The 19,492-nt window shown below is 34.8% G+C and carries 18 protein-coding genes and 1 tRNA gene; 12 read left to right on the top strand and 7 right to left on the bottom strand.

Annotated features, from left to right (window positions below; genetic code table 11):
- The first annotated feature begins 548 nt into the window (after positions 1–548).
- From BCR26_RS04065 to whiA, 4 genes are all read left to right on the top strand, one after another.
- Entirely contained in the window at positions 549–755 is a 207-nt protein-coding gene (locus tag BCR26_RS04065; RefSeq protein WP_069697698.1) for a hypothetical protein, read from the top strand.
- A 237-nt stretch (positions 756–992) separates the two neighbouring features.
- Positions 993–1,877, top strand: a complete 885-nt coding sequence (rapZ, locus tag BCR26_RS04060) for an RNase adapter RapZ (RefSeq protein ID WP_069697697.1) — start codon at positions 993–995, stop codon at positions 1,875–1,877.
- Positions 1,874–2,872, top strand: coding sequence for a gluconeogenesis factor YvcK family protein (locus tag BCR26_RS04055; RefSeq protein WP_069697696.1), 999 nt, complete (start codon positions 1,874–1,876; stop codon positions 2,870–2,872). The genes rapZ and BCR26_RS04055 overlap by 4 nt, the downstream gene beginning before the upstream one ends.
- Before the next feature lie 30 nt (positions 2,873–2,902).
- Positions 2,903–3,829: a DNA-binding protein WhiA gene (gene whiA / locus BCR26_RS04050; protein WP_069697695.1), complete on the top strand. Its 927-nt coding sequence runs from the start codon at positions 2,903–2,905 to the stop codon at positions 3,827–3,829.
- Between the two features lie 204 nt (positions 3,830–4,033).
- Here whiA and BCR26_RS04045 read toward each other — a convergent pair whose 3' ends face one another.
- Both BCR26_RS04045 and clpP read right to left on the bottom strand, forming a co-directional pair.
- Complete coding sequence (locus tag BCR26_RS04045; protein WP_069697694.1) at positions 4,034–4,555, bottom strand: DsbA family protein; 522 nt, start codon at positions 4,553–4,555, stop codon at positions 4,034–4,036.
- Positions 4,556–4,658: 103 nt separating this feature from the next.
- Positions 4,659–5,252, bottom strand: coding sequence for an ATP-dependent Clp endopeptidase proteolytic subunit ClpP (gene clpP / locus BCR26_RS04040; protein ID WP_069697693.1), 594 nt, complete (start codon positions 5,250–5,252; stop codon positions 4,659–4,661).
- Positions 5,253–5,445: 193 nt separating this feature from the next.
- Between clpP and BCR26_RS04035 the strand changes: the two genes are divergently transcribed.
- Positions 5,446–5,961 carry a hypothetical protein gene (locus BCR26_RS04035; RefSeq protein WP_069697692.1) on the top strand — a complete coding sequence of 172 codons (516 nt, stop codon included), beginning with the start codon at positions 5,446–5,448 and terminating at the stop codon, positions 5,959–5,961.
- Positions 5,962–6,029: 68 nt separating this feature from the next.
- On the opposite strand, the gene BCR26_RS04030 is transcribed toward BCR26_RS04035, so the two are convergent.
- From BCR26_RS04030 to BCR26_RS04020, 3 genes are all read right to left on the bottom strand, one after another.
- Positions 6,030–6,431, bottom strand: a complete 402-nt coding sequence (locus BCR26_RS04030) for a DUF1622 domain-containing protein (RefSeq protein WP_069697691.1) — start codon at positions 6,429–6,431, stop codon at positions 6,030–6,032.
- Between the two features lie 77 nt (positions 6,432–6,508).
- Positions 6,509–6,727, bottom strand: a complete 219-nt coding sequence (locus tag BCR26_RS04025; protein WP_069697690.1) for a hypothetical protein — start codon at positions 6,725–6,727, stop codon at positions 6,509–6,511.
- Positions 6,728–6,882: 155 nt separating this feature from the next.
- Positions 6,883–6,954, bottom strand: a tRNA-Arg gene (locus BCR26_RS04020).
- 60 nt (positions 6,955–7,014) lie between these two features.
- Between BCR26_RS04020 and rpoN the strand changes: the two genes are divergently transcribed.
- The 7 genes from rpoN (at position 7,015) to BCR26_RS03980 (ending at position 17,615) form a co-directional block, all read left to right on the top strand.
- Complete coding sequence (gene rpoN, locus BCR26_RS04015; RefSeq protein ID WP_069697689.1) at positions 7,015–8,346, top strand: RNA polymerase factor sigma-54; 1,332 nt, start codon at positions 7,015–7,017, stop codon at positions 8,344–8,346.
- A 488-nt stretch (positions 8,347–8,834) separates the two neighbouring features.
- Entirely contained in the window at positions 8,835–10,526 is a 1,692-nt protein-coding gene (gene ilvD, locus BCR26_RS04010) for a dihydroxy-acid dehydratase (protein ID WP_069697688.1), read from the top strand.
- A 14-nt stretch (positions 10,527–10,540) separates the two neighbouring features.
- On the top strand, positions 10,541–12,238 hold the full coding sequence (gene ilvB, locus BCR26_RS04005) for a biosynthetic-type acetolactate synthase large subunit (RefSeq protein ID WP_069697687.1): 1,698 nt from the start codon (positions 10,541–10,543) through the stop codon (positions 12,236–12,238).
- A complete protein-coding gene (gene ilvN / locus BCR26_RS04000; RefSeq protein ID WP_069697686.1) occupies positions 12,239–12,721 on the top strand; it encodes an acetolactate synthase small subunit in 483 nt (160 codons plus the stop codon).
- 172 nt (positions 12,722–12,893) lie between these two features.
- Positions 12,894–13,889 carry a ketol-acid reductoisomerase gene (ilvC, locus tag BCR26_RS03995; protein WP_069697685.1) on the top strand — a complete coding sequence of 332 codons (996 nt, stop codon included), beginning with the start codon at positions 12,894–12,896 and terminating at the stop codon, positions 13,887–13,889.
- 180 nt (positions 13,890–14,069) lie between these two features.
- Positions 14,070–15,326: a threonine ammonia-lyase IlvA gene (gene ilvA, locus BCR26_RS03990; protein ID WP_069697684.1), complete on the top strand. Its 1,257-nt coding sequence runs from the start codon at positions 14,070–14,072 to the stop codon at positions 15,324–15,326.
- A gap of 441 nt (positions 15,327–15,767) precedes the next feature.
- Positions 15,768–17,615 (top strand): acyltransferase family protein, encoded by a 1,848-nt coding sequence (locus BCR26_RS03980; protein WP_069697682.1) that lies wholly within the window; start codon positions 15,768–15,770, stop codon positions 17,613–17,615.
- A gap of 277 nt (positions 17,616–17,892) precedes the next feature.
- Here BCR26_RS03980 and BCR26_RS03975 read toward each other — a convergent pair whose 3' ends face one another.
- The gene (locus tag BCR26_RS03975) at positions 17,893–18,417 is read right to left on the bottom strand and encodes a GNAT family N-acetyltransferase (RefSeq protein ID WP_069697681.1); all 525 of its coding nucleotides are present in this window, start codon (positions 18,415–18,417) and stop codon (positions 17,893–17,895) included.
- Between the two features lie 38 nt (positions 18,418–18,455).
- Positions 18,456–19,262, bottom strand: a complete 807-nt coding sequence (locus BCR26_RS03970; protein WP_139124875.1) for an NUDIX domain-containing protein — start codon at positions 19,260–19,262, stop codon at positions 18,456–18,458.
- Positions 19,263–19,492 lie beyond the last annotated feature (230 nt).

Below are 19,492 nucleotides of genomic sequence, written 5' to 3'. Positions count from 1 at the left end.
TATACCAAGAAAATCATTAAAGTATCAGACACCATTAGAGGTATTTTTGAGTTACGTAAATGATAAGCATTTGTCCAGCTTAATTTGACAAATCAAAATATATAAGTTTAAAGTGAATTATAAAAAAACAATTGTGGTATGGCGTTTTAGCGAAGCGTACAGTAGAATAAGAATAAGGGTAGATATATTATTCAATTCTAATTGATATATATATATATATATCCTTAATGAAAAGTTCGTTTGAAAAAGAGAAATGCGCTGCTATTAAAATTAAGAAGGGTATTTTTTCTTTGGATAAAAAATGGCTTCTTTATTTTTAAAGAAAGCTGAGTAACTATTTTACTAAAGAGGCAATGGATTCGAGTAAAATAGGAAGATTTTTTGATATAAATTACATTCTATTTCTTTTATTCAATTTAAAATAACATAAAATGTTTTAAAATACTAAAAATAGTCAAAAAAAGAAAATTTCTTTACGAAAATTGAATAATTTTTTTCTGAAAATCATGCTATTCTATAGATAACATAAGACTGAGAGGATGATTTTCATGAAAAAGACAGAAGTGAAAGTTGGCCAAGCCTATTTATGTCACCGTCCAGAATTTTCGTGGTTTTTTGTCGGACAGGCTGTTTTAAAGAAAGATAAAGACGTTCAAGTACGTGTTGTTAAATGCCACCCTGCTGATCGTGCTAATATTAACAGTGACAATCCAATTTTAAATATTGACTACTTAAGCCTAATTGAAGATGCATAAAAATAGATATCTAAAAATAGAAAGAATGAGACAAGACAGAATATGTTTTGTCTCATTCTTTATTTATTGAATCTAATTTACTGTTCAAACTTGCGTATAAAATCTGAAAGGCTTCCTTTGATACGCCCGGAATGATATAATAGATAAAATGTTCTGTATCTATAATCTATACTCCTAGAAGTACAACTGACGTAGAGATAGGGGACATCGGACCTATAAAGAGAAGGGGAGACAATAATGGCTGAAAATTTACAGTTAGTAATTATCACTGGAATGAGCGGTGCAGGTAAAACTGTAGCTGTTCAAAGTTTTGAAGATATGGGCTATTTTTGTATAGATAATATGCCACCTAGTTTAATTCCTAAATTTTGGGAGTTAATAAAAGAATCGGGAAAAGTAACAAAAATTGCATTAGTAGTTGATTTACGTTCGAGAACTTTTTTCCGTCAAATTCAAGATATGCTTGTTGAGATAGAAAACACTAATTTTATTGATACAACGATAATGTTCTTAGACGCTACGGATGAAGAGCTAGTATCTCGTTATAAAGAAACTAGAAGAGCTCACCCAATGGCTAGAGATGGTTTGGTGACTGAAGGAATCCGCAAAGAACGAGCGATTCTTGAAGAGATTCGAGGGGATGCGCAAGTTGTAATTGACACAACAGATTTAAGTCCAAGACAATTGCGTGAAAAAATTAATGAACAATTTAAATCCAGAGACACTCATGAGTTTCGGATTGAGATGGTTTCTTTTGGCTTCAAATATGGATTACCTATTGATGCTGATATAGTGATGGACGTTCGCTTTTTGCCAAACCCTCACTATATTCCAGCATTGAGAACTCTAACAGGAATGGATGAAGCAGTGTATGACTATGTCATGGGCTTTCCCAAAACAGAAGAATTTTATACGAAATTTATTGATTTACTGAAGAATGTTATGCCAGGCTATGTAAAAGAAGGGAAAAGCAGTGTGACCATTGCGATTGGCTGTACTGGTGGACAACATCGTTCTGTAGCTTTGACCGAACGTGTAGGGAAAGAGTTGTCGAGTGAATACCATGTTAATACAACTCATCGGGATAAAGGAAAGCGTAAAGAGACGGTGAATCGTTCGTGACAATCAAAAAATATCGTATTAGAAAACCGAAAATTGTTGTGGTAGGCGGCGGAACTGGGTTACCTGTAATTTTGAAAAGTTTAAGAAACCAAAGTGCTGATATTACAGCAGTAGTTACTGTTGCGGATGACGGAGGTAGTAGTGGAGCTATCCGAGACTCTATGAATTTGACTCCACCAGGTGATTTGCGAAATGTTTTAGTTGCCTTGTCTGATATGCCACAACTTTACGAAGATATTTTTCAATATCGATTTAACGAGGAAGACAATTATTTTGCTAATCATGCGATTGGCAATCTTATTATTGCAGCTGTTTCTGAAATGCGAGGTAGTACTTATGAAGCAATTCAATTACTTTCTAGAATGATGCATGTGGATGGTCATGTTTATCCATCCTCAGAGAAACCACTGACTCTCCATGCGGTCTTTAAAGATGGAACAGAAGCGGTAGGAGAATCAAATATTGCTACAGATCGTAAAACAATTGATCGTGTATTTGTTAAAAATACGAATGACGAAGAGCAACCAAAAGCAGCTCGTAAAGTGGTAAAAGCTATTGAAGAGGCAGACATGATTGTTCTTGGACCCGGGAGTATGTTTACAAGTATATTACCTAATTTAGTTATTAATGAGGTTGGAGAAGCGATTAAGAATACTAAAGCAGAAGTGGTTTATATATGTAATATCATGACCCAAAAGGGAGAGACAGAACATTTTTCGGATGCAGATCACGTTCGTGTATTAAATGATCATTTAGACAGTAAATTTGTAAATACGGTTTTAGTAAATACAGAAAATGTGCCAGAAGGATATATGAATCCTGAAATCTATGATGAGTATTTAGTTCAAGTAGAACATGATTTCCAAGGATTGAGAGAAGAAGGTTGTCGGGTGATTTCAACTGATTTCTTAAAGCTACGAGATGGTGGCGTGTTTCACGATGGAGACAAGGTCGTAGACGAATTATTTAGAATCGTTTTTGGGGCAAAATATTAGATTTTTTTAGAGACTGAAGGAGGAGAAGGTGTGTCTTTTGCAGCAGATGTAAAAAAGGAATTAACAACATTAGAAGTTCACCGAGAACATGCAAAAGCGGAGTTGGCAGCGCTAATTCGTATGAATGGCTCTTTAAGTTTAGTCAATCAACAATTTGTTTTGAATATTCAGACAGAAAATGCAGCCATTGCGAGACGAATTTATTCTCTTTTAAAAGATCATTATGATGTTCAATCGGAATTATTGGTTCGCAAAAAAATGAAGCTGAAAAAGAATAATGTCTACATTGTCCGTTTAAAACAGGGAACAAAGAATGTCTTAGCTGATTTAGATATAATGGATGGGATGATGTTCAACACCCATGTGTCTGACGAAATTATGGGAAATGCTCAAAAAATGAGATCCTATCTACGTGGTGCTTTCATGGCTTCAGGCTCAGTTAATAATCCAGAAACTAGCCGGTATCATTTAGAAATATTTTCAATTTATGAAGAACACAATGACGATATTTGTCGAATGTTAAATTACTATGACCTGAATGCTCGAACGTTAGAACGTAGAAATGGATACATCTCTTATTTAAAAGGAGCAGAAAGAATTGCCGATTTTTTAACTCTGATTGGAGCGACCAATTCGATGCTGAAATTTGAAGATGTAAGAATCGTCAGAGATATGAGAAATTCAGTTAATCGTTTGGTTAACTGTGAAACGGCCAATCTAAATAAAACTATTGATGCGGCTTCAAGACAAATTGATAATATTCAATTTATCGCAGGAACAGTTGGCTTAGGGGCATTACCAGACAAATTAAGAGAAATTGCAGAACTACGCTTAGAATATCCAGAAGTGAGTTTAAAAGAATTGGGAGAGATCATCCCATCAGGAGCAATCTCAAAATCGGGAATTAACCATAGAATTAGGAAAATAAATGAGTTTGCTGAAAAATTACGCAGTTGAAAAAATGACTTTGCTTGAATAAGTTGGTGGGAGGAATCCCAATGGCTGTGGAACAGGAAGAATCTATTTCGCAGTCCGTTTGTATAACCTCTCAATAATGAGAAGGATAGAAAAATCAACATAAAATTTAGTGAAGTTAACTGAAATAAAAAACCGTATCCAGCAAATAGATCTAGTAATCTACTTTTTGGATACGGTTTTTGTTTAATAATTTTCTATATATTCAGTTAGTTTTTCGAGAGTGATTGATTCGTCAAAAATATGTTTACCAATGATACACGTTGGAACAAATTGGATATTTGCAGCATTAGCTTCTGTCAAAACAGACTGTATAATTACTTCATTTACTTTTTTTGTCAAATTTAACTGGGTTTCAGCGAAAGTTGCCACATCTTCCAATGAAAGGTTTCCCCAACTATTTTGAGTCGCGTATATTTTTTGTAAATCACTAAGAGCTTTTTCTGGTGAATTATAATCAATATAGCGGTGCATGATATTGCCTGGTTTCAAGCTTTCTTTTTCTTTATCATAGAGTTTAATTACTCGTTGTAATTGTCCGGTTTTAACATACTTATTCAGCAAGTCAAAAGATTCATCAAACCATTTTTTACAAAAGGGGCAACGAACATTCATAAATTCAACGATTTTTATTGACGCTTCGTTATTTCCGATAATTAGTCCGTTCTTAGGAGTTACTTTAGATCCATCAATAATAGAAATATCCATTTTTTTCATCCTTTCATTTCAACTAATAATAGTGTAGCTCTTTTTCAGTTAATAGAACACAAAAATGCCTAAATTTTTACACTCAGGCATTTTTTAGATAAGTCTAGTTTAATGAGTCGCTATTTTCCATCACTTCGTCAATCAAACCATATTCTTTTGCTTGTTGAGCCGTCATGAAGTTATCTCGGTCGGTATCACGTTCAATTACTTCAATTGGTTGACCTGTCCGTTCAGACAAAATTTTGTTTAAACGATCACGAGTATCTAAAATATGTTTTGCAGCAATTTCAATTTCAGTTGCTTGTCCTTGTGCACCACCAAGAGGTTGATGGATCATAATTTCAGCATTCGGCAAAGCAAATCGTTTACCTTTTTGGCCAGCGGTTAACAAGAAACTGCCCATCGAAGCTGCCATTCCTAAAACAATTGTTTGAACATCTGCTTTAACAAAGTTCATAGTATCAAAAATTGCTAAACCAGCAGAAACACTGCCACCTGGTGAGTTGATGTAAATATAAATATCCTTTTCAGAATCTTGAGCGTCCAAGAATAGCAATTGAGCGATTACTGAGTTTGCTACGTTATCATCGATAGGACCACTCAGCATGATGATTCTATCTTTTAATAAACGAGAGTAAATATCATAAGCTCTTTCGCCACGAGAAGACTGTTCAATGACTGTTGGTATTAAATTCATATTAAATTCCTCCTATATAAAACTATCTAAGTTATTTTATCATAAAGCATGGTTGAATGCTTAAAAAAAGTATACTTTATTGGTCAAAAAAGGTCAACGATTTTGTTTGCTAAATTCTTGCAAATTTTTTTTACCCAGATTGCAGAATATGTTATACTGAAAATATTACTTTTAATAGAATGAGGGAACGAATATGTTAGTGTTTTTGTCAGGAATGGCTGGTGTTATCGTAGGAGCAATTATTGCTACAGTTGGTGTTGCCTTACGTGTTTCTTATGAAGAAAAGAAATCAGTCCATTATCGAGAACTTGAAAACTATGTCAAGGAGATTGAAACCTTAAATCTTTTGAACAAAAGAGTCAACGAAATTTTACAAAAGAGGGAGATTTATGTAGATAAGTCAGTTAACTTTATGTCAATTGATGATTGTTATATCAGTATAGATGATTTTATTTACTTAGAGTCTTTTTCTGCTCAGAACAATTTTTATTTACCAACATACTTAGTGGAAGAATTTTTCAAAAAAATTGCCCATCGCAAAGTGATTTTAACCCCCGAACAAGTAATTTCTATGGGAGGAAGCACTTATAAAGGCGGTCGAGTGATTCTTGAAAGTTTTTCTGAAGAATTATTGTCAATTATTGAAGATAAAAAACGCCAAATGCAGCGCTTAAGTCATCAACCACTCTATTATTTTAGTAAGGATTAGAAATAATTTTATAAAAAAGTAAAATAAAAAAGCTGAACCCAAAATTAAGGGTTCAGTTTTTTTGAATTCTACTTCATTTTTTCCTTATCAATTTCCAATTTATCTTTACTATTCATCGCTTCTTCAATTTCTTTATGAAGGAAGAAAGAGATGATTGTTCGAATAATGACCAAAATACCTAATTTTAAAATATCTTGAAAAGTCGGTTTCAAAATAGACTCAATAATATCGGCAGCAATCAAGACTTCTAAACTAAGCAAAACATAACTACCTAAATAGTTTTTAATAAAATTATTTTGTTTAGTCATCCAAACGCGGCCTTGATTTGAGAACTCATTTTTTATAAAATCGTATCCAGCAATAATAACACCCCATATCAGAATGACAATGGAAAAAACGTTCAGTGCTAAAACAAATAATTCAAAAAAAGGTGTCAATTGATTCATAAGATTATGAGCTAAATCAGTCATTCTAAATCCTCCAAATATTAAAACCGTATTTTAGATGAGAATAAAAAAGAAAAAACACAACGACTTTATGGAGTTTCTCACATTAAGTCAGTTGGATTGAATGTGATGGTGCACAAATCATTGTAATGAAAATGAAGTTTTGCATCTATTTGTCCATCATTTATTAATTTTTGGGCAGTTTCTTGAACATCCTCTTGATCGAAATCAGGGAAATTAATGATGTTTGCAACTAATGGTTGTTGTTTACGTTCAGAAGCTTCAAGAATTAACTGTTCAATTTTGGGATTAAAAGACATTACTTTCACCTTCTTTCCTCAACGATAACATGTTATATCCAAAATGAAAAGAAAATAAGTGTGTTAGAGATAAGGAAAAGAAAAAATACAACAAAAAATAGCATAAAGATATGCTATAATTCATAATATAAAGTAGTAATAAAGAATTAAAAAAACGCGCCCTGAGGGAATCGAACCCCCGTCTCAAGAACCGGAATCTTACGTGATATCCACTACACTAAGGGCGCATGCACGAGTAATAGTTTAGCTGATATTACATAAAATTACAAGAGGGAGGACAAAAAATAATGAAATTTCAACAACATTTGTCCCAAAAGCAAAAGCAAGTTCAAAAATTGGCTATGACACAACAATTACAGCAGTCTATCCAAATCTTGCAATACAATACAGAGGACTTACTCTTATACATAGAAGCGAAATCTCTTGAAAATCCTTTAATTGATATCAAAATAGATACCCACTATTCAGATTATCCGACGAGTAATTCAAGCCAAGCGTCTTTTATAAATGAAGAAAATAATTACCTGAACCAAATTCCCGATAGTCAAACATCGCTTTTCGAATTTTTAATTGATCAAGTTCATTTAAATTATCGAGATACGTACCTGCGTCGTTTAGTTTTATATTTAGTTGAATTTGTTGATTTAAATGGTTATTTAAAACTTGATTTAGACGAAGCTGTTGAAAAGACAGGGGCAAGTGCCATTCAAATGCTAGATGCCTTAACGTTGCTACAACAATTAGATCCTGCGGGTGTAGGAGCAAGAAATATTCAAGAATGTTTGATGTTACAGACCGAAAGAGATGACCAGGCGCCAACCCTTGCATATATTGTGCTAGAAGAAGATTTTGAAAATCTAGTTCATCGAAAATGGCAAGCTATAGCTAAAAAGTTTGCTATTGATTTATCAGAGGTACAATTAATTTTTGATTATATTCAGACTTTATCTCCTTCACCTGGCAGGATTTTCGAATCAACTACAGGACTTTATATTCGTCCTGATTTAACATTACGAATTAAAGACGATGAATTTACTGTCATTTCAAACAAAAAAGGAATGCCGACGATTAATTTCCAACAAGGGTATTTTGAACGAATGAAAAAAATAGAAGACCAAGAAGTTCAAGAGTACATTAAAGAGAAAAAATTAGAATTTGAATGGCTAGAAAAAACAATCGCACAGCGAGGAGATACTATTTTACAAGTTGGAATGGAAATTGTCAGACGCCAAAAGGACTTTTTTATTCGTCCAGAACGACCGTTAAAACCAATGATTCTAAAAGAAGTATCGGAAGCCTTAGACATTCACGAGTCTACAGTTAGTCGAGCTGTAAATGGAAAATATATTGAAACAAGCTTTGGTGTTTTTGAACTACGCTCATTTTTTACTTCTGGTTTGGTTACTGGGAATGAAACTGGTGAAATAGTTTCTACCGATAGTGTAAAGAAACAATTGCAGGAATTAGTAGCTAATGAAGACAAAGCAAAACCTTTTTCAGATCAAAAACTGGCTGACTTACTGAAAGATCAAGAGGTGGATATTTCACGGAGAACGGTTGCGAAATATCGTGATTTATTAGGAATACCAGCTTCTTCAAAAAGAAAAAGATATGATTAATAGGAGCATTTTAGAAAAGGTCTTTACTGTTTTTTTATTGATTTTGAAAAAAGGTAAAGACTATTTTTCTATAATAAAAGAAAGTTTATATAACAATCACTCACTAATAAACACTGTTTTTGGAATTTTCTGACTTTTTTTATTAAATTTTATTGACATTCTAATTTACAAGGTTTATAGTTAACAAAAGCTCTTATTTATCACGCGGAATTTTAATCTTTATATAGACAAGTGAGGAGAACATACCATGGAGAAAACAAACTTTAATCACGTATTAGTCATTATTTTATCGTGTAGGACTTAGAACACTGAGATTTTTCGCAGATGTTTGAGTCCTGTTTGTCTTTGGTAGACGGGATTCTTACTAAAGCATCCCATGCATTTAGTGGGGTGCTTTTTTTATAGATATTTATGTGAGAACAAATAAGAAAGACATTTAATAGGAGTCGCCTAAAAAATTTTAAGAAAATGGAATTGGAGTGGTTGAAATGCGTAGTGATCAAATAAAAAAGGGAATTGATGCAGCACCAGCAAGAAGCTTGTTATATGCAACAGGACAAGTCAAAAATGCCAAAGATATGGAAAAACCATTTATTGCTATTTGTAATTCTTATATCGATATTGTTCCAGGACACGTCCATTTAAGAGAATTAGCAGATGTCGCTAAAGAAGCGATTCGCGAAGCTGGTGGAATTCCTTTTGAATTTAATACCATTGGTGTAGATGATGGGATTGCTATGGGGCATATTGGAATGCGTTACTCATTGCCAAGTCGAGAAATTATTGCAGATGCAGCAGAAACAGTAATCAATGCCCATTGGTTTGATGGTGTATTTTATATTCCTAACTGTGACAAAATTACACCAGGTATGTTGATGGCAAGCGTTCGAACCAATGTCCCTTCAATTTTCTGTTCAGGTGGTCCCATGAAAGCTGGGATTGATCCAAGAGGTCACACAACGACACTGTCTTCAATGTTTGAAGCTGTCGGCACGTTTAAAGAAGGTAAAATGACTGAAGAAGAATTTAATTTTATGGAACAAAATGCTTGTCCTACTTGTGGTTCTTGTGCAGGAATGTTTACAGCGAACTCAATGAATTGCTTGATGGAAGTTCTTGGAATGGCTTTGCCGGGAAATGGAACCATTTTAGCGGTATCAGATGAACGGAGAGAGTTAGTCAGACAATCAGCTTTCCATTTGATGGATCTAGTGAAAAAACAAATCAAACCAAGAGACATTATAACGAAAGAAGCAATTGATGATGCTTTTGCGTTAGATATGGCGATGGGTGGTTCAACAAACACCGTGCTTCATACTTTAGCAATTGCAAATGAAGCAGAAATTGATTACAACTTAGAAGAAGTTAATGAGATAGCGAAACGAGTACCTTATCTTTCAAAAATTGCGCCGTCTTCTGCGTATTCAATGCACGATGTTCATGAGGCTGGTGGAGTACCTGCGATTATGAAAGAACTAGTGGATTTAGAAACAGCTATTCATCCAGATCGGATCACTGTAACGGGCAAAACAATTCGTGAAAACGTAGAGCATGCTGTAATTAAAAATGAAGAAGTGATTCATCCTAAAGAAAATCCTTATAGTCCAGTGGGAGGATTATCTATTTTATATGGAAATATTGCTCCCAAAGGAAGTGTTATTAAAGTAGGAGGAGTTGATCCTTCGATTACGAAGTTTGTAGGCAAGGCAATCTGTTTTAGCTCTCATGATGAAGCGGTTGAAGCTATTGACAATCATACAGTGAAAAAAGGTCATGTTGTGGTGATTCGTTACGAAGGACCAAAAGGTGGACCTGGAATGCCAGAAATGCTGGCACCAACTTCTAGTATTGTAGGAAGAGGTTTAGGCAAAGATGTCGCTTTAATTACAGATGGACGTTTTTCGGGAGCTACTAGAGGTATTGCAGTAGGACATATTTCTCCAGAAGCTGCGGCTGGCGGACCGATTGCATTAATTCAAGATGGAGATGAAATCGAAATTGATTTAACCAATCGAACATTAGAGCTTAATGTTTCCGATGAAGAATTAGCTAAACGAAACGATCATTTACCCAAGTTTAAAGCTAAAGTAAAAACAGGATACTTAGCTCGTTATACAGCATTAGTGACTTCAGCACATACTGGAGGAATTATGCAAATACCAGAAGATTTACTTGATTAAGGAGGGAAGGCTACATGGAAGAAACAAGGACAGAAAAAAAGGCGAAAAATGGGTCGAAACTTTTGATAGATGCGCTACTTAGACAAGAGGTAGAAATGGTGTTTGGTTATCCTGGTGGAGCAGTACTTCCTTTATATGATGCATTATATGATGGAGAAATTCCCCATATCTTAACTCGACATGAGCAAGGAGCTGTTCATGCGGCAGAAGGCTATGCAAAAGCTACTGGCAAGCCGGGTGTTGTGATTGTTACTAGTGGTCCTGGAGCAACAAATGCTGTCACAGGAATTGCTGATGCCATGAGTGACTCGATTCCTTTAGTAGTTTTTACGGGGCAAGTAGTTACAAGTGGGATTGGAAAAGATGCCTTCCAAGAAGCAGATATGGTTGGAATCACGATGCCAATTACAAAAAATAACTATCAAGTGCGAGATACGAAAGAGTTGCCGAGAATTATTGAAGAAGCTTTTCACATTGCAACTACTGGTAGAAAAGGTCCTGTTGTTATTGATCTACCAAAAGATATGACGATTATTGAAGCGATTGATGAAAAAGTGGTATTGAATTTACCAAGTTATCAACCAACTATAAAACCAAATAAATTGCAAGTAAAAAAATTGATGGATGCTTTGAAGACAGCGAAGAAGCCATTAGTTTTAGTTGGTGCAGGAGTTTTACACGCGAATGCTAGTCAAGAATTAGTGACATTTATTGATAAATATGAAATACCAACGCTTAGCTCTTTACTTGGCTTAGGTGCTGTGCCAACCGCTCATGAGCAATTCTTAGGCATGGGTGGCATGCATGGTTCATTTGCAGCTAATATGGCATTAACGGATTGTGATTTATTGATTAACATTGGTTCGAGGTTTGATGATCGCCTAGCGAGTGTGCCACAGGAGTTTGCACCAAATGCAACGATCGCTCATATTGATATTGATCCAGCTGAAATCGGTAAAATTATTGAAACAGATATTCCGATTGTGGCAGACGCAAAAGAAACCTTAAAAGAAATGTTGGAAATCGATATCGAAGATCATAATTGGCAAGATTGGAAAAAATTGAATATTTCTAGAAAAAAATTGCATCCATTTAAGTATGATAAAGAGCAAAAAGAAGAAATCAAGCCACAGAAAGTGATTGAATTTGTTGGTCAATTAACTAATGGGGAAGCGATTGTAACAACCGATGTTGGTCAACATCAAATGTGGGTAGCCCAATTCTATCCATTTAAAAATGAAAAACAATTAGTGACTAGTGGTGGCTTAGGAACGATGGGCTATGGTGTGCCAGCTGCAATAGGTGCCAAGCTCGGTTGTCCAGATAAAGAAGTTGTTTTGTTTGTTGGAGATGGCGGCTTTCAAATGACGAACCAAGAATTAGCTATTTTAAATGAATACAATATTCCTATCAAAATTATTATTTTGAATAACCAATCATTGGGAATGGTTCGTCAATGGCAAGAAAGCTTTTTTGGTGGACGTCGTTCAGAGTCTGTCTTTACTACTCAACCAGATTTTGTGAAAATGGCTGAAGCATACCATATTAAGGGATTGCGGATTACGAATCCTGAAACAGTTGAAGCTGAGCTTACAGAAGCCTTTAAAGAAACAGGACCTCTTCTAATTGAAGTAATGGTTTCTCAAACAGAGCACGTTCTTCCAATGGTGCCAGCAGGTAAGCCAAACTATCAAATGATTGGGGTGGACTAAATGAGACGAATTATAACGGCAACAGTCAATAATAATTCAGGTGTGCTGAATCGTTTTAGTGGCGTTTTGACAAGACGTCAAGTAAATATTGATAGTATTTCAGTAGGACCCACAGAGCAAGACAATATTTCGAGAATTACCATTATCATTCAAGTTGAAAATTTGAATGAGAGTGAACAGGTAACAAAACAGCTGAATAAACAAATTGATGTAATCAAAGTTTCGGACATTACTGATGAGCCTCATTTAGAAAGGGAATTGGCTTTGGTTAAAGTTAATGCACCTAGCGCAGTTCGGGCTGAATTATTTTCTGTGATTGATCCTTTTAGAGCTAATGTTATTGATGTTGGGACTAAAACGGTCGTTATCCAAGTAACAGGTACTAGTGAAAAAATTAGTGCTTTTGTAGATGTAGTTTCACCTTACGGAATCAAACAACTAGCACGTACAGGTGTGACAGGCTTTAATCGAGGCAATAATTAATATCCGTTCTCGTTTTTAGCAAAAAAATAAATAGGATTAGTTCCACAATACCATTTTTTAACAGTTCGCTTAGCAATCTTCTAGTCAGTGTGATTTCAAAGGCGAACGAACTTAATGAACGTTCTTAAAGCATTTCGCTTATAAGCATAAAAAATTTGGAGGTTTTATTCATATGGCAAAAGTATATTATAAAGATTCAGTAGAAAAAAATTTATTAGAAGGTAAAACAATTGCAATCATTGGTTATGGCTCACAAGGACATGCTCATGCACAGAATTTACGTGACAATGGGAACCAAGTAATTATTGGTATTCGTGAAGGAAAATCAGCTGATGCAGCTCGTAACGATGGTTTTGAAGTACTACCTGTAGCAGAAGCAGCAAAAAAAGCAGATTTAGTTATGATTTTAGCACCAGATGAAGTTCAAGGGGCTCTTTATGAAAATGAAATTGCTGCTAATTTAGAAGCAGGCAACGCTTTGGCATTTGGCCACGGCTTTAATATTCATTTTGATGTTATCAAACCTCCAAAAGATGTTGATGTATTCTTAGCGGCTCCAAAAGGACCAGGGCATTTGGTTCGTCGTACCTTTACAGAAGGATTTGCTGTACCAGCACTATTCGCGGTTTATCAAGATGCAACAGGTAATGCAAAAGAGCTTGCTTTATCTTATACAAATGGTATTGGCGCAACACGTGTCGGAGTATTAGAAACGACATTTAAAGAAGAGACAGAAACTGATTTATTCGGAGAACAAGCTGTCCTTTGTGGTGGATTGACAAGCTTAATTGAAGCTGGTTTTGAAACTCTTACAGAAGCTGGCTATCAACCTGAGATTGCTTACTTTGAAGTGTGTCACGAATTGAAATTAATTATTGATTTGATTTATGAAGGTGGTTTTGAGAAAATGCGTGATTCTATCTCGAATACTGCTGAGTATGGAGACTATGTTTCTGGTCCTCGTGTTGTAACTGCTGAAACAAAAGCAAACATGAAAGAAGTTCTTGCTGATATTCAAAATGGAAAATTTGCCAAAGGCTTTATCGACGATAATAAAAATGGCTTTAAAGAATTCCACAGAATGCGTGAAGAAAATGCTGGACATCCAATTGAAAAAGTGGGTGCTGAATTACGTAAAATGATGCCATTTGTCTCTCAAAAAGATTAATTTAAAACTATAGAAGCTGCTTTTGGCAGCTTCTGATACATAGCTTTAAATGAAAAAGGCGGACGATGACAGAGTATTTATTTTTCTTTCACAAAAAGAGAAATAGATAATCAGTCAATGGGACGCCTTTTTCTATCAAGTGACATCGGTTATTTTATTAACAAGAAAGGTGGGCTGACGTTGTCATTGTTAACAAAAAAAGAAGTTGAAAAGGCATATGAATCACTAAAGAAAGCTGTCACTCATACGCCTTTACAATATGATCTGTATCTTTCACAAAAGTATCACTGCAATGTCTATTTAAAAAGAGAAGATTTACAAAAAGTACGTTCATTCAAACTTAGAGGAGCTTACTATGCGATTAAACAGACTGATCCAGAATTACTAAAAAATGGTGTAGTTTGTGCTAGTGCGGGAAATCATGCACAGGGAGTTGCTTATACTTGTCAAGAAATGAAAGTTCCAGCTACTATTTTTATGCCAACAACAACCCCTCAACAAAAAATCTCTCAAGTGAAATTCTTTGGAGGTTCTGAAGTGACGGTTCAAATCATTGGAGATACCTTTGATGCTTCGGCAAAAGCAGCGAAAGAATTTGCTGAAATTAACCAAAAAGCCTTTATTGATCCTTTTAATGATATGAATATTATGGCTGGACAAGGCACGGTGGCTGTAGAGGTATTTGAAGATGCTAAGTTATTAGAGAGACAAATCGATTATATCGTTTCTGCCATTGGTGGTGGTGGCTTAATAGGCGGTGTTGCTGCTTATACTAAAGGGATTAGTCCAATGACTGCAATTGTAGGTGTGGAGCCTTTTGGAGCACAATCAATGCGTGCTGCTTTTGATGCAGGAAAACCAGTCATGTTAGATGAAATCGAAAAATTTGTCGATGGTGCAGCTGTGAAAGAAGTTGGGCATTTAACGTATCAGAATGCTGTTGAGAATGTCGATCAATTACTTGCTGTAGATGAAGGCCAAGTTTGTTCAACTATTTTGGAGTTATACACTAAACAAGCGATTGTAGCAGAACCAGCTGGTGCCTTAAGCGTTGCTGCCTTAGAACAAATGAAGGATGAAATAAAAGGAAAAACAGTTGTTTGCATTATTAGTGGAGGAAACAATGATATCAACAGAATGGAAGAGATTGAAGAAAGATCTTTGATTTTTGAAGGCTTGAAACATTACTTTGTGATTAATTTCCCTCAAAGACCTGGTGCTTTAAGAGAATTTGTTACAGATATCCTTGGTCCAAACGATGATATTACAAGATTTGAGTATACAAAAAAAGTCAATCGAGGCACAGGCCCTGTTATTTTAGGAATTTTACTGAAGGAAAAAGAAGAGTTGCCTAACCTATTGAAAAAAATAGCTGATTTTGATCCAAGTTATATTGATTTAAGTGATAATCCGTCACTTTATGCATTGCTAGTTTAATAAGGTGAATTAATTATTTGAATAAGACTTTCAATACTATTTAGTATTTGAAGGTCTTTTTTTGATGGTGCAAACAAAAACGAACATTTAAGTAAAAAAGTTTAAAAAGCAATAAACATTTCTTGCCATTTCACTCAAAAGAACGTATATTTAATATGTTACATTTGATTTACAAAAACGGTTAAATGAAAATAAATGTTTTTGTTTTGTTACACAATGGAAATAAAAAACATTTATCGGGTAAATTTTATAATAATAAACTACAATTTGATATATTTTTTGTAGATTCTGTTCCTAAAGAAGATTACTTTTCACAAAAATTTAAGAAGAATAATTTTGAACGACTTTGTTCTTTCTTTTTTTTTGTTAAAGGTAGGAAATAGTTTCTGCTTTTTGTAAAAACAAATTTTAAAATAAATGATTAGTAAAGTTGGAAAATAAATGACTCATAAAAATAGATTAAAAAAACACCGTTATATTACTGGATTTGATGGGATCCGCACGATAGCAGTTATTGGTGTGATTCTTTACCACTTATTCCCTACCATCTTACACGGAGGTTACTTAGGCGTACCAATCTTTTTCGTTCTTTCAGGTTATTTAATTACAGATTTATTGAGGCAAGAATGGATTCAAGAGGAAGAGATTGATATAAAAGGGTTTTATGCTCGTCGAATGAAACGGCTCTATCCCGGATTGATCGCGATGTTAGCTATTGCGACAGCTTATATTACTTTGTTTCAACAAGATTTGCTAAATAATATACGTAATGCAGTTGTCAGCAGCCTTCTATATTATAATAACTGGTGGCAAATTTTTAGAGGGCTTTCTTATTTTGATCGTTTTGCAGCGCAATCACCATTTACACATATCTGGTCATTAGCTGTTGAAGCACAGTATTATTTTGTTTGGCCGCTTCTATTTATAGTACTTAAGAAATACGTTAAAAAGCCTCTTCATATTTTAGGAATTTTATTAGGTCTGTCTGCAATTTCAGCCATCTTAATGGCGGTTCTCTATACGCCAGGTGCCGACCCTACACGAGTATACTACGGAACGGATACACGCTTGTTTTCAATTACACTAGGAAGTGCTTTAGCTTTTGTTTGGCCATCTTTCCGTTTGAAAACTGAGATCCCAGATAAAGCTAAAAAATTATTAAATAGTATCGGCATTATTTCACTTGTTGTTATAGGCGCTTCATTCTTATTTTTAGCGGATTATTTACCGTTTGTTTATTATGGTGGAATGTTTGTTGTCAGCCTCTTTTCAGTAGCTCTAGTAGCTGTTACGGCTCATCCAGGAGCTGATGTAAATAAATGGCTCACTAATCCCATTTTTACTTGGATTGGAAAACGAAGCTATGGAATTTATTTGTACCAATTTCCAGTGATGATTTTTTACGAAGCAAAGGTAAAAAATTTAAGCAATCATTTGCTCCTTCACTCTTTAATAGAACTTCTTTTGATTTTAGGAATTAGCGAGCTTTCCTATCGTCTAATTGAAAAACCACTTGGGCGGTTTCGTTACAAGTTTACGTGGTATGCAATCAAAGATTTTATTAAGAAGCCTTACATGACGACGACCAAAATAACAGCCGTAACTATGACTGTTTTGTGTGGTATTGCTTTATTCGGTCTTATTATTGCACCAAGTGACCAAGTAACTCCACAACAAAAGCAATTACAGGAAAAAATTGCAGAGAATAAGAAAAAAGTAGAAGAACAAAATAAAAAAATTCAAGAAGAAAAAACTGAAACCAGTCAAAATGAAGACTCAACAAAATACACATTGACTGAAAAAGAATTAGAAAAAGCTAAAAACATGGAGATTACAGCATTCGGTGATTCAGTGATTCTTGATGCTGCGGTTGAACTACAGGGAATTTTCCCAAAAATGGTTGTAAGTGGAGAAGTAGGAAGACAATTGTATAGTAGCGCACCAGAAATTGAGAAGTTGAAAAGTGAAAACAAGTTAAAGGATACAGTGCTTGTTGGATTGGGGACAAATGGTTCCTTTACTGAATCTCAGTTTAATACATTTATGGCCGCAATTGGCTCCGAACGTCGTGTTTATTGGGTGAATACAAGAGTTCCTACTCGGAGATGGCAAAATGAAGTAAATGACATGTTAAAAGCAATGGAAAAGAAATATAAGAATTTAAAAGTAATTGACTGGTTTAGTTACAGTAATGAACATGCTGATTGGTTTTATGAAGACCAGGTTCATCCAAATGTAGATGGAAGTATTAAGTATTCTGAATTTATTTCAAAAGCAATTTTAAATTAGAACTGGGATAGGGGAGGGGCTGTGACATTAGCATGCCCCAAACCACTAAAACCGAATAAACGGTGTTCCAGAAGCAACTCTCTCGGAAATAAGCCGAATAATCTCAAAAATATGAAAAGCTATTTTCGGTTTATTCGGTTTATTTCTCGGAGCTAACCACTTCTGTCATAACCTCTCTCCTATAATCTTAACCTGTTTTGGTTAGGTACAGCATAAAAAAGGCAATCACAAGGGTTCCGTAAAAATCTGGACATCTGTGATTGTCTTTTCATTTGTATTAAGAAAGGAGTAGCTGATAAGCAAAACGCTCACCATTTGAAACAGGTAACTGAATGTTGCCACGATACTCAAAACCAGTTTTTGTGATTAGGTGTTGCATGGCTTTATTTTTAGGATGAGTATCAATCCGAATATCGAAGTAATTCATTAATCGAGAAGTAGTTACTAGGTACCTTAAAAGAAGCTGTGCATATCCTTTTCCGTGGTAACGAGGATAAATGGCTACTCGATGAATGGCAACATAAGGCGAAGCACAATCGAGCCACTCTCCTGCTTCTAATTGTTCATAGGCAGCTTCTGGTTCATTTGAAATCGTTCCGATACCAACAATTTTATCTACAGCAATCAGAACATAACATTGCTTCTTTTGGATATCTTTTTGTAGGATTGTTTGACTAGGACCATCCCCATTTTGCCATTGAGGAATGTTTTTTTCGGAAAGAATAACTCTAGCCTGCTCAATTAAACTTAAAATTACAGGCAAATCTTTTTCTGTTGCTGTTCGCAAATAAATAGCTGTCATAAAATGCTCCTTGAATTAGAGATATTTAAAAATGGGTTCTATTTCAGTTCATAAATTTTTGAAGGGCGCCCAATTCCGACAGGACGTTCACCAATTTCATTAAAATGATGTAGCATGGCTTTTTTAAAATTAGAATGATCGATTGTTTTGTAATCGACTCCAGAAAATTTAGCAAAAACTTTTCGAGCCTCTGTAATGGTAAAATCTTTTCCCAAAACTTGCAAGACTTGAGGTTCGTGTTCCATTTTATTAGCTACTCGGTTAAAGGCCTTTAGAATGATTTCGCTGTGGTCGAAAGCCAAGGTGTCTTTTCCAGTAGATTCTCCCGTTTTTAAGTCAAGAATAATTTCGGTTTCTGCGTTTGTTAATAATAATTTTTCTTCTTTACGTTCCAAAGTGAACCAGCGGACTTCCTTCGCATCATCGCCTGCAATTAGCGGTTCTTCTCCAATAAAAGCTAGATAACTTACAGTTACGACCCAACCTCGAGGATCACGGTCTGGCCGACTAAAACTATGTAGCTGTTCAATATTTTCTTTTGAAATAATAACGCCGGTTTCTTCCTTAGTTTCTCTTAAAACACTTTCTCCTGTTGATTCGTTTCGATTTACAAAACCTCCAGGTAAAGCCCACGAAGCTCTGTAAGGATGCGCTTTTCGATTAATTAGTAATATTTTTAATTGATCTTCTTCTTTGTTGTAGCATAATAGAACGATATCAACTGTTAGAGAAGGTTTTTCATATTCTGGTAAATCTTGTTTGTTGTACCAGTTCAAAAACTCTGTTTCGCTTGCCTCTTGTTCGTAATATTTTTTTTCTTCTTCTTTTGAAGCAAAGTTTGGCACAATCTTCATCCTCTCTTATCTATATAAAAGTACTTTTTACTTTATTTTATCATTAACAATCATAAAAACAACTAAAGTCATCGATTTCTTGAAAGAAAACTTAAAATTTGTTACACTGAGAGCAACTTAACGAAAGAGATAGGTATTTTGACTATGTACAATACATCTACAAACAACTAATTTGAATACGCAATTGCGAAATTAGAATTCTGTAAGTAGATGAGTGTGCC

This window comes from Enterococcus rivorum (assembly GCF_001742285.1).
Taxonomy (GTDB): Bacteria; Bacillota; Bacilli; order Lactobacillales; family Enterococcaceae; genus Enterococcus_L; species Enterococcus_L rivorum.
Note: the sequence above shows the minus strand (reverse complement) of the source record. Positions and strands in the feature narration are given on the sequence as shown.

Excerpts from the sequence above, each read along its gene's own strand:
- BCR26_RS04065 (WP_069697698.1), top strand. The coding sequence starts at position 549 with ATGAAAAAGACAGAAGTGAAAGTTGGCCAAGCCTATTTATGTCACCGT.
- rapZ (WP_069697697.1), top strand. The coding sequence starts at position 993 with ATGGCTGAAAATTTACAGTTAGTAATTATCACTGGAATGAGCGGTGCA.
- BCR26_RS04045 (WP_069697694.1), bottom strand. The coding sequence starts at position 4,555 with ATGGATATTTCTATTATTGATGGATCTAAAGTAACTCCTAAGAACGGA.
- clpP (WP_069697693.1), bottom strand. The coding sequence starts at position 5,252 with ATGAATTTAATACCAACAGTCATTGAACAGTCTTCTCGTGGCGAAAGA.
- BCR26_RS04035 (WP_069697692.1), top strand. The coding sequence starts at position 5,446 with ATGTTAGTGTTTTTGTCAGGAATGGCTGGTGTTATCGTAGGAGCAATT.
- BCR26_RS04030 (WP_069697691.1), bottom strand. The coding sequence starts at position 6,431 with ATGACTGATTTAGCTCATAATCTTATGAATCAATTGACACCTTTTTTT.
- BCR26_RS04025 (WP_069697690.1), bottom strand. The coding sequence starts at position 6,727 with ATGTCTTTTAATCCCAAAATTGAACAGTTAATTCTTGAAGCTTCTGAA.
- rpoN (WP_069697689.1), top strand. The coding sequence starts at position 7,015 with ATGAAATTTCAACAACATTTGTCCCAAAAGCAAAAGCAAGTTCAAAAA.
- ilvD (WP_069697688.1), top strand. The coding sequence starts at position 8,835 with ATGCGTAGTGATCAAATAAAAAAGGGAATTGATGCAGCACCAGCAAGA.
- ilvB (WP_069697687.1), top strand. The coding sequence starts at position 10,541 with ATGGAAGAAACAAGGACAGAAAAAAAGGCGAAAAATGGGTCGAAACTT.
- ilvN (WP_069697686.1), top strand. The coding sequence starts at position 12,239 with ATGAGACGAATTATAACGGCAACAGTCAATAATAATTCAGGTGTGCTG.
- ilvC (WP_069697685.1), top strand. The coding sequence starts at position 12,894 with ATGGCAAAAGTATATTATAAAGATTCAGTAGAAAAAAATTTATTAGAA.
- BCR26_RS03980 (WP_069697682.1), top strand. The coding sequence starts at position 15,768 with ATGACTCATAAAAATAGATTAAAAAAACACCGTTATATTACTGGATTT.
- BCR26_RS03975 (WP_069697681.1), bottom strand. The coding sequence starts at position 18,417 with ATGACAGCTATTTATTTGCGAACAGCAACAGAAAAAGATTTGCCTGTA.